This is a genomic window from Microcoleus sp. CZ3-B2 (assembly GCF_036705055.1).
GTDB lineage: Bacteria > Cyanobacteriota > Cyanobacteriia > Cyanobacteriales > Microcoleaceae > Microcoleus.
This window is the reverse complement of sequence record NZ_JAUBTN010000018.1, coordinates 47,006-60,277: the sequence shown is the minus strand read 5'-3', so window position 1 is coordinate 60,277 and position 13,272 is coordinate 47,006. Positions and strand designations below refer to the sequence as shown.

At 44.2% G+C, this 13,272-nt stretch carries 12 protein-coding genes; 6 read left to right on the top strand and 6 right to left on the bottom strand.

Translation table 11 applies throughout. The annotated features are described in order from the left end of the window. The first annotated feature begins 168 nt into the window (after positions 1 to 168). Both QUA97_RS10945 and QUA97_RS10940 read left to right on the top strand, forming a co-directional pair. Positions 169 to 558 carry a deaminase domain-containing protein gene (locus tag QUA97_RS10945; RefSeq protein WP_194066417.1) on the top strand — a complete coding sequence of 130 codons (390 nt, stop codon included), beginning with the start codon at positions 169 to 171 and terminating at the stop codon, positions 556 to 558. Between the two features lie 167 nt (positions 559 to 725). Then, the gene (locus tag QUA97_RS10940; RefSeq protein WP_194066416.1) at positions 726 to 1,199 is read left to right on the top strand and encodes an SMI1/KNR4 family protein; all 474 of its coding nucleotides are present in this window, start codon (positions 726 to 728) and stop codon (positions 1,197 to 1,199) included. A 97-nt stretch (positions 1,200 to 1,296) separates the two neighbouring features. Here QUA97_RS10940 and QUA97_RS10935 read toward each other — a convergent pair whose 3' ends face one another. The 3 genes from QUA97_RS10935 to QUA97_RS10925 all read right to left on the bottom strand — a co-directional run bounded on the left by QUA97_RS10935 (position 1,297) and on the right by QUA97_RS10925 (position 3,409). Continuing rightward, a complete protein-coding gene (locus QUA97_RS10935; RefSeq protein ID WP_194066415.1) occupies positions 1,297 to 2,619 on the bottom strand; it encodes a serine hydrolase in 1,323 nt (440 codons plus the stop codon). Positions 2,620 to 2,823: 204 nt separating this feature from the next. After that, on the bottom strand, positions 2,824 to 3,204 hold the full coding sequence (locus tag QUA97_RS10930; protein WP_194066414.1) for a hypothetical protein: 381 nt from the start codon (positions 3,202 to 3,204) through the stop codon (positions 2,824 to 2,826). 31 nt (positions 3,205 to 3,235) lie between these two features. Continuing rightward, a complete protein-coding gene (locus QUA97_RS10925; protein WP_194066413.1) occupies positions 3,236 to 3,409 on the bottom strand; it encodes a hypothetical protein in 174 nt (57 codons plus the stop codon). 364 nt (positions 3,410 to 3,773) lie between these two features. Here QUA97_RS10925 and QUA97_RS10920 point away from each other — a divergent pair, with 364 nt between their 5' ends. Continuing rightward, positions 3,774 to 5,633, top strand: coding sequence for an AAA-like domain-containing protein (locus tag QUA97_RS10920; protein ID WP_194066412.1), 1,860 nt, complete (start codon positions 3,774 to 3,776; stop codon positions 5,631 to 5,633). 468 nt (positions 5,634 to 6,101) lie between these two features. Continuing rightward, positions 6,102 to 6,701 (top strand): Uma2 family endonuclease, encoded by a 600-nt coding sequence (locus QUA97_RS10915; protein WP_333194604.1) that lies wholly within the window; start codon positions 6,102 to 6,104, stop codon positions 6,699 to 6,701. 155 nt (positions 6,702 to 6,856) lie between these two features. On the opposite strand, the gene QUA97_RS10910 is transcribed toward QUA97_RS10915, so the two are convergent. Both QUA97_RS10910 and QUA97_RS10905 read right to left on the bottom strand, forming a co-directional pair. Next, the gene (locus QUA97_RS10910) at positions 6,857 to 7,375 is read right to left on the bottom strand and encodes an O-acetyl-ADP-ribose deacetylase (RefSeq protein WP_194066410.1); all 519 of its coding nucleotides are present in this window, start codon (positions 7,373 to 7,375) and stop codon (positions 6,857 to 6,859) included. Between the two features lie 48 nt (positions 7,376 to 7,423). Continuing rightward, complete coding sequence (locus tag QUA97_RS10905; protein ID WP_333194603.1) at positions 7,424 to 8,233, bottom strand: 5-formyltetrahydrofolate cyclo-ligase; 810 nt, start codon at positions 8,231 to 8,233, stop codon at positions 7,424 to 7,426. Positions 8,234 to 8,481: 248 nt separating this feature from the next. Here QUA97_RS10905 and QUA97_RS10900 point away from each other — a divergent pair, with 248 nt between their 5' ends. Next, positions 8,482 to 11,205 (top strand): AAA-like domain-containing protein, encoded by a 2,724-nt coding sequence (locus QUA97_RS10900; protein WP_194066408.1) that lies wholly within the window; start codon positions 8,482 to 8,484, stop codon positions 11,203 to 11,205. 553 nt (positions 11,206 to 11,758) lie between these two features. Here QUA97_RS10900 and QUA97_RS10895 read toward each other — a convergent pair. Continuing rightward, entirely contained in the window at positions 11,759 to 12,223 is a 465-nt protein-coding gene (locus QUA97_RS10895; protein WP_194008208.1) for a COP23 domain-containing protein, read from the bottom strand. A 364-nt stretch (positions 12,224 to 12,587) separates the two neighbouring features. Here QUA97_RS10895 and QUA97_RS10890 point away from each other — a divergent pair, with 364 nt between their 5' ends. After that, complete coding sequence (locus tag QUA97_RS10890) at positions 12,588 to 13,085, top strand: HNH endonuclease (protein ID WP_194008207.1); 498 nt, start codon at positions 12,588 to 12,590, stop codon at positions 13,083 to 13,085. Positions 13,086 to 13,272 lie beyond the last annotated feature (187 nt).

Sequence of the window (13,272 nt, the reverse complement as noted above, 5' to 3'; positions counted from 1 at the left end):
TCGAGTCTCATTTTACCGGAGGCAGAGGCTAGGAAGCAGAAGATACCCTAATTTTTAGGGTGAAGTATTCTGCTAGTTTCAGTTTTTTTCCCAGATCGCTTTGCTAAAATAAAATGGGGCTACTGAAAAGTTTTACCCCATATAGTTGTCTTTATTTAAAAAAAAGTTATGCCAGAACGGATAACTCGTATCGATATAATACGGGAAGAGCTAGGAGTGTCAGCCTACAAAAACATTGCTGTTGCAGACTTTCAGATTGGGAATGATAGTGAGGAATTGATAGCCGTCAGCGGTCGATCGACTCGTCCCGGCACAGTTGGTTTACCAGACGAGCCATTATTTAAGACTTTTGAAGTCGCGCCCGGACATTCACGAGGCTATGACAGCGAATACAAACTTCTTGAGGAAGTGGCATTGAGATATGTTCAAACACCAGAGATTCAAGGTAACGTAAATCTATGGACGGAAAGAGAACCCTGCGATTCCTGTTGTTACGCAATCGAGCAATTTCGTAGGCTGTTTCCCAATATCAGACTGACGGTAAACCATACAATGTAAACTCAGCAAAATCTACGCACAGCCAGATTTTTAAAGTGGGAATATCTCAAGGTTGGCGTTGCTGAATAGGGTTCGGAAATCTGTAAGAGCAATCCTCCCAAGAATTGCTCCCATCGCCAACACACTCCGGGGCGCCCCGGAGGTATTACTTAAAGGATGTAGTAGCTATGTACTTAGATCGAGTTAAACAACAACTGATAGAACTAAAACTCATAAGGCAAGATGAACTTGTAGGCTGTACCCCCGATGAAGTAATGGCTATCCAGCAACAGTTGGGGATTTCTCTGCCCCTCGCCTATCAAGAATTTCTGTTATCTATGGGGCGTAGTGCTGGTAAATTCTTGCGGGGTTCGGACTGTTTCTTGAATCATTTACCTCAACTTCAGGAGTGGGCTGTTGAGTTATTAAATGAAAATAACTTTCCTGAATCCTTAGCAGATGATGCCTTTATTTTCTTGATGCACCAGGGCTATCAATTCAGCTTTTTTAGATTATCAGAAGGCGCAGATCCCCCGATTTACTCTTATTGCGAAGGGACTAACCAAATTGATTTCATTAAAAGCCATCAAAGTTTTAGTGATTTTTTGGTGACAGAGGTCGAAATTCATGCGAAGTATTTGATGCCTGTTGCTAGCAAGTAATGACTTCACATACAACAGAATCTCACCTTACTGAAGTCAGAGCCTCTTGGTATTCATTCCCAGGCCTAGCCTGGGAATGAGAGGAAGAGGAAATGATTTAATTAGATGCTTTCGCCGCAGGCTGGTCTAAATAATTGTATACAATCCGCGAAATTCGGCGCACAAAATCTCTGACAATTGGGTCATTGTAAGGACGTTTCACAAAAATTGCGGCTAAATAACGCTTGCCATTCGGCATATCAATAATCCCCGCATCGCCCACCACAAAACCGATATCTCCGGTTTTGTCAGCAATCACGGCTCCCGCCCCCAAACCCGAAGGTAGCAGCGTTCTAGTTGTGGTGCGCCGCAATAATTCTAAAGCTTGTTCTCGACTCGATTCCGAAACTAATTTCTCGCGAGACAGCATTGCTAGCAACTTTACCATATCCACAGAACTTGTGGTATTTGTTCCTTGAAAATCGCCTAACCAGTTGCGAATTCTCGTATCCGTTAATCCCCAACTGCGAAAACGTTCGTTGAGTTTAGCGATTCCTCCCAAACGTTCGATAATCATGTTGGTGGCTGTATTATCGCTGATCGTAATCATTTTATCTACGGTTTCTCTGATGCTAAACCGAGTGTTATCTGGTTCGTCCTGCATGGTTCCAGAACCGCTGGCCACTAAGTCCGACTTCATAATTAATGTTTCGTCCAGGCTAACTTTGCCCGCGTCTACATCTTGATAAAATGCAATTAGAATTGGCAATTTAATTGTACTCGCCGCCGGAAATACTCGATCGCCTTTGATATCCAAATATTCTCCTGTATCTAAATCCAGAAAAAACATTCCGGCACTCAGGGATCTGTATTGGGCGATCGCACTTTCAATCTGAGGCTTAATTGCGCTCATTTCCAAACCGGTTCGCATCTCCAAATCAGCGCCATGGTTTCTCTCAATTCCTGAAGCAACAGTAGGCGAAACTTGACGTGGTTTTTGTTCTACCTGGGTAATAGCTGTTGGTGGAAAAGACTCGTTGCCGGAGATTTGCTCTGGATTCGGCAACTGAAACGACCAGCGGGTTGCAGATTCTCTAATAACTCTGACTTTTTGCGGATCTAACTGATAACCGGGAGTTAATTGTATCACTAATCTGGTAGTTTCGCTATCAAATTGCCCGATTCTAATTTGTTGAATAGCTGAGTTGTAGCTTTGAGGACTTTCGGGATATTCCAAGACAATTCCCGGTAAATCAATTACTAAACGGGTGGGATTGGCAATAAGTTGAACTTGGGGTTGAACGCCTGAATCCGTGGTTAAGTTTAGTTGATTTTGGCTGGCATCGAAGTGCCATGATGTTAGTGTATCAGCTTTGACAGGCAGGGCGATCGACAAAACACTAATTAAAGAAGGCAACAGCCATCGCAGTTTTGGAGTCATATTTAAAGAGAAAGAGTTGAACGGCTGCAACGAAACAACGGCCAGAACAGCGTTCTCAACCGCTTTCGACGCAAACCACCTAGCATCATACAGTCAACTCTTGCCCGCAACCGTAAAGTTTATTATTTTGTTTGAGAATATTCCCTTGCCCGCACTGAAGAGACATTTTGACAAAAATCGACAACAATCGAGAAATTATCTGCGTTAAGAAAGCGTCGATCTGCGTCGATTTGCGGTTTCGGCAATTACCAAATCTAAAATCGATTGGTTTCTAGCATCTTCGATCGAGTCGATCGCAGCTTTGAGAAAAACTTTGCCTTTAGCAACCTTGCGGCGATCGCTCAAATGATCGTAAGCTTCCCAATTACCGCTAACTTCGCGGTCGTGCCACAGAAACCAGCCGCGATAGATTTCCCCGCTATCTATATCATCGCACAGAACCAGCCAATCATCCCCGGTGAGAGTGCTGTCATCTAACGCTATCAATTCAATCCACGCTAAAGCAGTGCAGGCATCGATCGCCTCAGCATCAACCAAGTTAGATTGTGTAGCGGTAGGTTGCGGCGAACAAAGTGTAGACTTCATAATTTCTCCTTAATTAAATTAATGAATGTTTTTATTTGTGGAACAGAGGGGGAACAGCAAGTGGAAAAACGTTGTTTTGATGAGTTTCGGGTTGGTCGAATTTACCAGCGGCGGATACTTCTGTTAAATTATTAAGTGTATTAATTGTGAAAATTGCAGCGGTTCCTAAAGCGGCCATTGCCAGTCTGTGTAAGATTTTAGTCATTTTGATGCTCCTTTTTGGCCTGACGGATCGATTCTGCTAGTGTAGGGTGTGTCACAGAAGATATTTGACGCGAATCAGACAGTTTGTTTCTGCGGCACCCTTGGGTTTTGATGTATCTACTCTAAAAAATTCAGTGATTCCGGGCGGGGGAGATTGGGGAGTTAAGAAAAGTTTCTGGTTTTCAAATACATTCAAAGGTTGAAGCCGTTATCAGGATGGAGTTTGAAGAATCGATCGCCCAAAAAACCTCCCGCAGTAAAATTCCTTAAATTCCGGCTAGCTGACTATCTGGCTCAAAATCGGCTAAAATAGGAACTTAAGACCTTAAACTTTTTAAATTTGTTCCCTTTTCAGTGCAAGCGAAGTGCTCAAGTCAAAACGATCTCGCGGTCGCATTCTCACAGCGTCAGGCTTAAAGAAACTTAACGAAACGCTCCAAGAATGGTCTGACCGATATAACATTAGAGGTACTCTGACGGAAATCGAGGCTGAATCTGGCGTCGGTATCGATACAGTCAGCAAAATTAAGCAGGGTAGAGAAGGTGCAGATTTAAGTAAAATTCGTCAGTTGTTCGCGGCTTTCGATCTAACTCTGACGAATGACGACCACCGATCGGCTAAACTAGACGATGCCGAAGGTCTCGGCGAGTCGGACAATTTAGCTGCGGCGGGGGAAACCGCCAGCAGTGTTAAAGTATTTGTCAGCTATCGCAGCGCCGAACCCGATCGCGAGTTGGGAAAACAGTTGGAAACGGCATTAAGTGCGATCGGTCATACAGTTTTCACAGCCGAAAATAACATTAGATTGGGAGATAATTGGTTCGATCGCATTAACTTCTTCCTCAAAGAATGCGATTACTTGGTGTTGCTACTGCCACCAACAGTCAGCCAAAGCGAAATACTAACATATCAAGTTCAGCAAGCAAAAGAACTGCAAGATGCCCGCCCTGACAAAAAACCGATAATTCTCCCCATCCGCGTCGGTTTCCCGCTAAACGCGCCTTTAAACCACGACTTGCGGGGCTATCTGTACCGCATCAAACAAAGGGAATGGAAAACCACCGCCGACACACCAATTATTATCGAAGAAGTGCTAAATTTGCTAGCAGAAACTCCCGCACCAGTCCCAGAAGAAGCGGAAGATTTAACGCAAAACCAAGTATTAGAAATTAGCAGCGACGAAATACCCCAACCAGTCGCCGAACCGGAATTACCGGGAGGACAAGTAGATGTCGCCTCTCAATTTTATGTAGAACGCCAGCCCATCGAAGAACGCTGCTATCAAACTATTGTACAGCCCAGCGCGTTAATTAGAATCAAAGCACCCAGACAAATGGGAAAAACTTCCTTGATGGCAAAAATTTTGCATCACGGAAGCCTTCAAGGTTATTGCACAGTGCCGCTAACTTTTCAGTTAGTAGATAAAGCCGTATTCGCCGATTTAGATCAATTCTTAAAATGGTTTTGCGCCTACGTTGGGCGCGAGTTGCACTTAGCCAATCAATTAGACGATTATTGGGACGAGATTTTTGGCAGCAAAGTCAACTGCAAAGATTACTTTGAAAAATATATTTTGCCGCAAATCGACAGTCCTTTAATTTTAGGATTAGACGAGATCGATCGCGTTTTCCAATATCCAGATATTGCCGAAGACTTTTTAGGACTGTTGCGGGCGTGGCACGAAGAATCAAAACGGCGCGACATCTGGAAAAAACTGCGATTAATTGTAGTTCATTCTACCGAAGTTTACATTCCGATGAACATCAATCAATCGCCTTTTAACGTGGGACTGCCCGTAGATTTACCGGAATTTAACCACCTGCAAATCCAAGATTTAGCCGCGCGTCACAATTTAAATTGGTCGGATGCAGAAGTTGAGGAATTGATGGCAATTGTCGGCGGACATCCGTATTTAGTGCGAGTTGCATTATATCACATTTCGCGATCGGATTTGACGCTTGATGAATTAAAAGAAACTGCTACCAGCGATGCGGGAATTTATAGCGACCACCTGCGCCGCCAATTGTGGAATTTAGAAGAATATCCAGAGTTAGCGGAAGGAATGAGAGAGATTGCAGCGGCGGACATTCCCGTTCAATTAAAGTCGATGCAGGCGTTTAAATTGGATAGTTTGGGGTTGGTGAAGTTGCAGGGTAACGAGTGCGTGCCGAGGAATGAACTGTACAGGCAATATTTTCGATCGCACTTAAGCGCGATCGGGTAAAATATAGAGCGATCTATGGTTGAAATCGCTACTCTACAAACTCTCGTTCCACCAGAGAGGAACTAATTAATAATCAGGTGAACACTGCCCGTGAACGATATTTTTTTGATAAATTCCGATAATTGGCTGGATTGGATAACTGTGTTTGGTTATTTAGCTTTTACAGCTTTCATTGCATGGCGCGTAATCACCACAAAGTAGATGTAAGTAGAAAGGCGTAAATATTTGTAGTTGGGATGAGGCAGGAGTCAGGAGACAGAATGCAGGAGGGATTGGGGTTTGAGCCTCATTTATCTTTCTTAACACAGTTGTGTTTTTCCCCACCGACTTACTTATTATGAAATTATCTTCTTCTTCTTCTTTCTTACTTCGCGTCCTAGCGCTGACGCGCGGCGAAAGCCTAAAGCGCCTTCGCGGTTCGTTGAAAAAACGGTAAAATAAGACAATAATCAACTCGCCCATACAGTTATGCCGCCCGTCGAAAGTGTTGCAGCAATTCCGAACGATCTGATTTTGCGCTTGAGCATCGAGCAGTATCATGCGATAATTCAAGCTGGCATTCTCACGGATGATGACTCTGTAGAATTGCTGGAAGGTTGGCTGGTTTTCAAAATGCCCAAAAATCCACCGCATCGAGTCACAACTCGTCTTGTCAGAACAGCTTTAGAGAATATTTTACCCCCTGGTTGGTATGTCGATTCCCAAGAACCGATAACCCTATCCAACAGCGAACCCGAACCTGATATAGTGGTTGTCCGAGGGGATACGCGACAATATCTCGATCGGCATCCGGGGGCTGAAGATATTGCCCTGATTATTGAAGTATCAGATACGACACTTCAGCGCGATCGAACTGTAAAAAAACGGATTTATGCCCGCGCTGGAATTGCAATTTATTGGATTGTGAATCTTGTGGAAGGACTGGTTGAGGTGTACTCTCAACCTCTTGTTGAAGTTGAGCAGCCAGATTACAGTCAAAGGTTTGATTTCGGGCGATCGGCTGTTATACCGATTATTATTGAAGGAATAGAAATTGGGGCGATCGCTGTGAATTCTCTTTTACCTTAAGATAAAATGAGTAATATTGTTTACGGTTGTTTTTGAATGATTGAACCGCAGAGGCCGCAGAGGCCGCAGAGTCAGAGAAGAGAGAGAGATGAATAATTCCGATAGCAACGGATTTGAGATCAATCCTAAACTTGTAGGGTGCGTTAGATGAAGTTTTAGAGAGGTTTTTTAGGGTTGTATTTAGATAGAATCCTCTCATAGATTTCATAATTTTCTCGATCGAAACAGCAAAAAATTACTTGTTGAGAACCACCATTATTTTGTATATATTCCGAGCATACCTTCACTGCAATCTCACCTGCTAGAGCTTTAGGAAAGCTGTAAATGCCGGTGCTAATGCAAGGAAATGCCAAACTCTCAAACTCTCGTTCTGCGGCAATTTGCATACACTTACGGTAACACTCGGCTAAGAGTTCCGGTTCTCCATCATTACCCTTCCGCCATACTGGCCCTACTGCGTGGATGACGAAGCGTGCAGGCAATTTATATCCCTTAGTTAGTTTAGCATCTCCAGTCTTACATCCTCCAAGTAATCGGCATTCATCAAAAAGTTCCGATCCTGCTGCTCTGTGTATTGCTCCATCTACTCCACCACCACCCAGTAAGCTGCTATTTGCAGCATTCACGATCGCATCAACTTCGAGTTTTGTGATGTCGCCCAAAATAACTTTCATATTCTACAATAGTAAAATTTAGACAATTTTAGCACAGGAACTCGTTATCTAGTCTTGCTCTCTCAACTTTCGCAAAATTGGAATTTGTGCCAACTGTTCCGGCCGTATACTATCCCAGTTTAACCCTGTCGGACGCGGATAACTTGTATTAGTCTCAATTACCTCACCAGCAGTAACAATCCAATTCAGCGGCCAATCGTGAGGCTGCATTGGCAAGCGCGAATCTGCGACTACTTGCAAAGGATGCACTGTTGTTACAATTGGCGTATCGATTTGTACTAACCCGAATTCCTTCAACATAGCCAATTCCAAATCGGCAAATCCTGCACCTTTTCCGGTTCTTCCACCGCTGCGCCCCGCCGCTACACAGCCGACTATTACTAAATCAATTGGTTCCATTTCTGCAAAACTTACCAATTTGCCACAATCCAGTGCTTTGCGGGCGATCCTCTTCGTTGGCGCAGCCCCCGCAGGGGCGGGCTTTCCTTCGGATCGCTTCGCTAACGCTAACGCACTTTCGGCAATAGATACATTTTGTCTCTGCAAATCCGCAGCAGTCAACTCAACAAAACAGCGATCGTCTGTCAAGCGCGGTACAGCCACATACAAGCGTTTTCCATCTTGCAAAGCGCGCATTCGCACCGGAATTTGTGCCGCATCTGGATTGCACTTAATCGTTTTTGCTTGTTGCCAAATTGGTAAGGTTGCTAATTTTTCTGCCGCCATGTCAGCATTAACAAAGTTGGGAATATGACCAAAGCAATCGCCAATAGATGCGGCTTGCTGTTTCAGCAAAGACCAAACTTCATTTCTTAATAAATCTTTGTTCTGGTGATATCCAATCCAATCAGTTTTCATGCTGTTTTGTGGTACAATATGTTATACAAAATTAAACTTTAATACCGCCTCATTTCTTCAGTCCGCGCAGGCGGACTTCGTTTGACAAGCAGCGGTTTCAACCGCCGAATAATCTTTATTGTGGTACAATATGTTATACAAAATTAAACTTTAATACCGCCTCATTTCTTCAGTCCGCGCAGGCGGACTTCGTTTGACAAGCAGCGGTTTCAACCGCCGAATAATCGAAGCCGTAATCTTGTTATTTTATGGATTTTACCACAAAGCCCAGTTACTATCAAGTCGGCGGCAGTCTCGGCACTAACGCTCCCAATTACGTCAAGCGCCAAGCAGATGACGACTTCTATAATGGATTGAAAGCTGGGGAATTTTGCTATGTTTTGAATTCGCGACAAATGGGAAAATCTAGCTTGCAAGTGCGGACAATTCAACGGCTGAGAGATGAAGGAATTGCTTGTGCTGCGATCGACATTTCGGAAATTGGCAACCGCAGCGTGACTCCCGAACAGTGGTATGCTGGGTTACTCCGCATTCTGGAAAATAACTTTAATCTGTCGGATGTTGTCAACGTGCGGACTTGGTGGCGCGATCGCAATTTTTTAAGTCCGGTTCAAAGATTGAGCGAATTCATCGAAACTGTACTTTTAGCCAATATTTCCAGCAATATTGTCATTTTTATTGACGAAATCGACAGCATTCTCGCCTTGGATTTTCCCGCCGATGATTTTTTGGCGTTAATTCGATCGTGCTACAACAAGCGCGCCAACAATCCAGAATTCGATCGCCTGACGTGGGCACTGTTGGGCGTAGCATCGCCAGCGGATTTGTGCCGCGACAAAAATCTCAGCAGCAGCACCCCTTTTAATATCGGTAGGGCGATCGAACTAACGGGTTTTGACGAAACAGAAGCGCAACCGCTAGCAGCGGGGTTGGCCGAGCTTACAGACCAATCTGGGGAAGTTTTGAAAGAAGTATTGTATTGGACTGGCGGGCAACCCTTCCTCACTCAAAAGCTGTGCAAACTTCTGTTTGAAAATGCACCTCCCGCTTGTCAAGGGGGAGAGCAAGATCGCATTCAAAATCCTCAAGCTTGGGTTGAGGAAGTGGTGCGCTTGAAAATCGTGGATAATTGGGAATCTCAGGATGTGCCCGAACATTTGTCCACAATTCGCGATCGGCTTTTCAAAGAAAACCAACGCATTATCAGAAGACTCGGATTGTACCAGCAAATTTTGCAGCAAGTTGACATTGTTCCCGATCGCAGTGCCGAACAAATGGAATTGCGCTTAACCGGATTAATCGTCAAGCGCCGGGAAAAATTAACAATTTCCAATCCTATTTATCAAGCTGTATTTAACAAAAACTTAATCGCCAAAAAGTTAGAAAAACTATCGCCTTATTCCGAAGCTATCAAAGTCTGGCTGAATTCAAACTGCGAGGATAATTCCCAACTGTTGCGCGGGGATAATTTGCAGTCAGCATTAGTTTGGGCCGCCGATAAAAGCTTGAGAAACGAAGATTTCCAGTTTTTGACAGCCAGCCAAAAAATGATTTTGAGCGACCAAAATCAACTGCTGCTTGCAGCTACACTAGAAACCAAAAAAGCTGCGCGCGATGCCGAAACAGCTTTGATAGAAGCTGATGCAGCCAAGCACAAAGCGCAACAGTGGATCGGCATCGGTTCCGCGGTACTCGCAGCCTCGTTAATTGGGGCGATCGGCTTTTCAACTCTCGCTTACCAGCGTTTTAAACTCGCACAAGCAAGTATTGAAATCGAACAAAATGGCAGCGATGCTTTGCTATTAGCGGTATCTCAAAAGACAGATAACAGCCAAGCTTTATCAGAAGCGTTACTCAGGGCGATCGCCTCGGGAGAAAAATTAAAAACCCTGGTTAATAATAAACCAAATTTAGAACAATATCCAGCCACAAGGCCGCTGCTAGCATTACAAATAATTCTCGATAAAATCAGCAAAAAACAGCAGATAAAAGCATCATCACTTCCGCACTTGATGAAGTGGCAAGCTCATGCAGGTGCAGTTACCAGCGTCAGTTTTAGCCCTGACAGACAAATTTTAGCAACCGCAGGTATAGACGATAAAGTTCGGATTTGGAACTTTTCCGGGTCTAAAATTGCTGAATGGAAAGCTTTGCAGCAGTCAGTTAATATGATAAGCTTTAGCCCGGATGGCAAGTTTTTAGCAACGGCAGGAAAGGACGGCACAGTTAAATTTTGGAACTTATCAGGTAAAAATATTTCGAGTTTTCAAGCAATTAAAGGCTCAGTTACCAGCATCAGTTTTAGTCCCGATGCAAAGTTTTTATCTGCGGCAGGAATCGACAGTAGTGCGGCAATTTTGCTGTTATCAAAACAGCCTAAAGTAATATCATCCATTGTCAAACTTCCCGGTCATAACGGCTTAGTCAGAAGCGTTAATTTTAGCCCTAAAGGAGATTTTGTCACGACTTTAGACGGTAAATCTACAGTGCGAATTTGGAATTTGTCAGGACAACTGGAAAAAATACTGCCGGTGCAGGCAATCGGTATCAGCTTCAGTCCGGCTCAACAGCAGTATCGCTTTGCTACAGTAACATTTAACGGCAAAGTCGGGCTGTGGAATTTGTCAGAAAAAGAATTAATGAATGAATTTCAAACCTTGCATTTTGATGCTAAATCAATCAGTTTTAGTCCAGACGGAGAAAAGCTGGCTACTGTGGGAATTGACAAGACGGTGCGGCTGTGGAATTTAGCGGGGCGACAGGTTGCTCAATTTGAGTTTGAGGAGAATGTTGTTAGTGTTGGTTGGAGTCGAGACGGCAAGCAAATTGCTGTAGCTGGAAGCAACGGCACTGTCTGGCTGAGACAGGTTGAAGGGTTGGCAGAATTGCTGAAGCAAAGTTGCAATTTTCTTGGTAGTAAACCGGAGTATTTCAGAAGGGTTTCAACTATCTGCAAGCAATCAAATTATTGAGAATACACACACGGCAATGTCGATATATAGCCGAGTCTCAGAAAGATGAGGTACTATGCGGCATAGGGCAAACAGGGCATAGGGCATAGGGCATTGGGCCCAGCGAAGCGGAGGGATTGGCCCGCGCAGGGCGAGCGCGAAGCGGAGGGATTGGGCATTGGGCATATCTCACTTTTTTGATAACCGCTATATCGTAATAAGTAAGGTTCGTAGTGCGGACTAAAGTGCACTCTTAATTTTCGGACTGAAGTCCGCATTACGAACCCATATTCTTAAGGAGGCAGAGCCAAAGCATCTGCATTACCAGGCAGAGCTTGGTAACGAGCAAATGACTAATGACTAATGACTGTTGACTGTTAGCTGTTAGCTGTTAGTTGTTAGTTGTTAGTTTTTATTTGTTAGTTGTTATTGGGAATTGAGAATTGGGCGGAGCGAAGCGGAGGGATTGGAAATTCGTAGCCAATAACCAATAACCAATAACCAATAACAACTAACAACTAACCAATAACCAATAACCAATAACCAATAACTAATGACTAATGACTAATGACTATCAATTTACCTTAACAGGCGAAACACTTACATTCGGATTTTTAACTCTTCTTAAAAGTTCTTGTCGGGCTTGTTCGGAATTTTGCCCTTTTGGCACTTGATATAATAATCTACAGGAACCGTCTTGAGGATTAGCTGCACAAATAATTAGTTGACCGCTAGGAGATGCACCTGCTGTGACAAGATTGTCCCAGTTTCCTTGGGGTTGCGAATTGTTGAGAATTCCCGAGACTCTGGTGCAGCGAGTAATTGCGTCTTCTCCTGATTCATTGAAATAGTTATCGGCAACCCACAGAATAACGGGAATATTTTTGCCTTGTTGCACAGCAATTGTGGCCGGGCGCCCGCCCGCAGCGCCGCAGAAAAATGAGGGGGTTTGGGCAAAGGCTGGACAGTTTCCTAACATCGGAACTGCCAGGGCAATAATTGACGCGCTAAAAGCTGACTTTAAAAGCCGAAATTTCATGGGCGGTAATAAGCTTTTTCATTTATGGTTACTAATACTCTAAAAAATTAGACTGCTTCTTGCCGGGAAGATTAGGCATTTAGGGAAAAAATAAAAATTATTCTGTAAAGTTTGCCCGTTAGCGAAGCCCTCGGAGAGGATCGCCCATACTTGTCTCATCAGGGTCAAAATTTACCGAAAAATGCTCGCCGACAGACATCGAGGGCAGAAAATAAGTGCAGCCACAAAGGGCGCAGGTGCGAAGCTATAGGGTAAAGGTGCGGTTTTTCACCGTTTTTTGTTAAGCCTTGCCCAGATCGCTCTCGCCCCCCTAATCTGCAACCTGTGTTAGCATCAGTAAAAATATTCTCTTTAATAATCAACAATGGGCAATGTTCTAGTGCTCAACGCATCCTACGAACCGCTCAACATCACCAATTGGCGAAGGGCGGTAATTTTGTTGTTGAAAGGAAAAGCAGAACAGGTAGAACATAACGGGAAATTTATTGCGCCAAACTTCCCGCTACCAACTGTGATCCGACTGAGGCATTACGTCCGAGTTCCCTATAAGGAAATTCCGCTTACCCGCCGGAACATCTTGCACCGGGACGCGCACTCTTGTCAATACTGCGGTTATACCGGAGACGGTTTGACGCTGGATCACGTGATTCCTCGATCGCGCGGAGGAGGCGACAGTTGGGAAAACCTCGTCACGGCTTGTATGCGCTGCAACGTGAATAAAGGCAGTCGCACCCCGAAAGAATCGGGAATGCTGCTGCGCTATCCACCGAGGAAACCTCACAGCGGTCTTTATTTTGAAGTGACGAAACAAGTTAAGAGCGGTATGCACAAAGAATGGCAAAAATATGTAATTGGCCTTTAACACCCCTGTCAGCGAAAGCGCGGGGGTTTTTTGCAGAAGTTTTGAGTTGTAGGGATGCGCCGGTCAGCGCGCGCGCGCGATCGTTTAAAGTTAAAAGTTAAATAATAGAGAACTTACGCTTTTAAATCGGGTTTTTCATCAGAAATATTGGCTTTGATAACGAAGCACCTACAAAAAAACCGGGTTT

What these genes read in the sequence shown, in the direction of transcription:
- QUA97_RS10945 (WP_194066417.1), top strand. Translation starts at nt 169, where the DNA reads ATGCCAGAACGGATAACTCGTATCGATATAATACGGGAAGAGCTAGGA.
- QUA97_RS10940 (WP_194066416.1), top strand. Translation starts at nt 726, where the DNA reads ATGTACTTAGATCGAGTTAAACAACAACTGATAGAACTAAAACTCATA.
- QUA97_RS10935 (WP_194066415.1), bottom strand. Translation starts at nt 2,619, where the DNA reads ATGACTCCAAAACTGCGATGGCTGTTGCCTTCTTTAATTAGTGTTTTG.
- QUA97_RS10930 (WP_194066414.1), bottom strand. Translation starts at nt 3,204, where the DNA reads ATGAAGTCTACACTTTGTTCGCCGCAACCTACCGCTACACAATCTAAC.
- QUA97_RS10925 (WP_194066413.1), bottom strand. Translation starts at nt 3,409, where the DNA reads ATGACTAAAATCTTACACAGACTGGCAATGGCCGCTTTAGGAACCGCT.
- QUA97_RS10915 (WP_333194604.1), top strand. Translation starts at nt 6,102, where the DNA reads ATGCCGCCCGTCGAAAGTGTTGCAGCAATTCCGAACGATCTGATTTTG.
- QUA97_RS10910 (WP_194066410.1), bottom strand. Translation starts at nt 7,375, where the DNA reads ATGAAAGTTATTTTGGGCGACATCACAAAACTCGAAGTTGATGCGATC.
- QUA97_RS10905 (WP_333194603.1), bottom strand. Translation starts at nt 8,233, where the DNA reads ATGAAAACTGATTGGATTGGATATCACCAGAACAAAGATTTATTAAGA.
- QUA97_RS10900 (WP_194066408.1), top strand. Translation starts at nt 8,482, where the DNA reads ATGGATTTTACCACAAAGCCCAGTTACTATCAAGTCGGCGGCAGTCTC.
- QUA97_RS10895 (WP_194008208.1), bottom strand. Translation starts at nt 12,223, where the DNA reads ATGAAATTTCGGCTTTTAAAGTCAGCTTTTAGCGCGTCAATTATTGCC.
- QUA97_RS10890 (WP_194008207.1), top strand. Translation starts at nt 12,588, where the DNA reads ATGGGCAATGTTCTAGTGCTCAACGCATCCTACGAACCGCTCAACATC.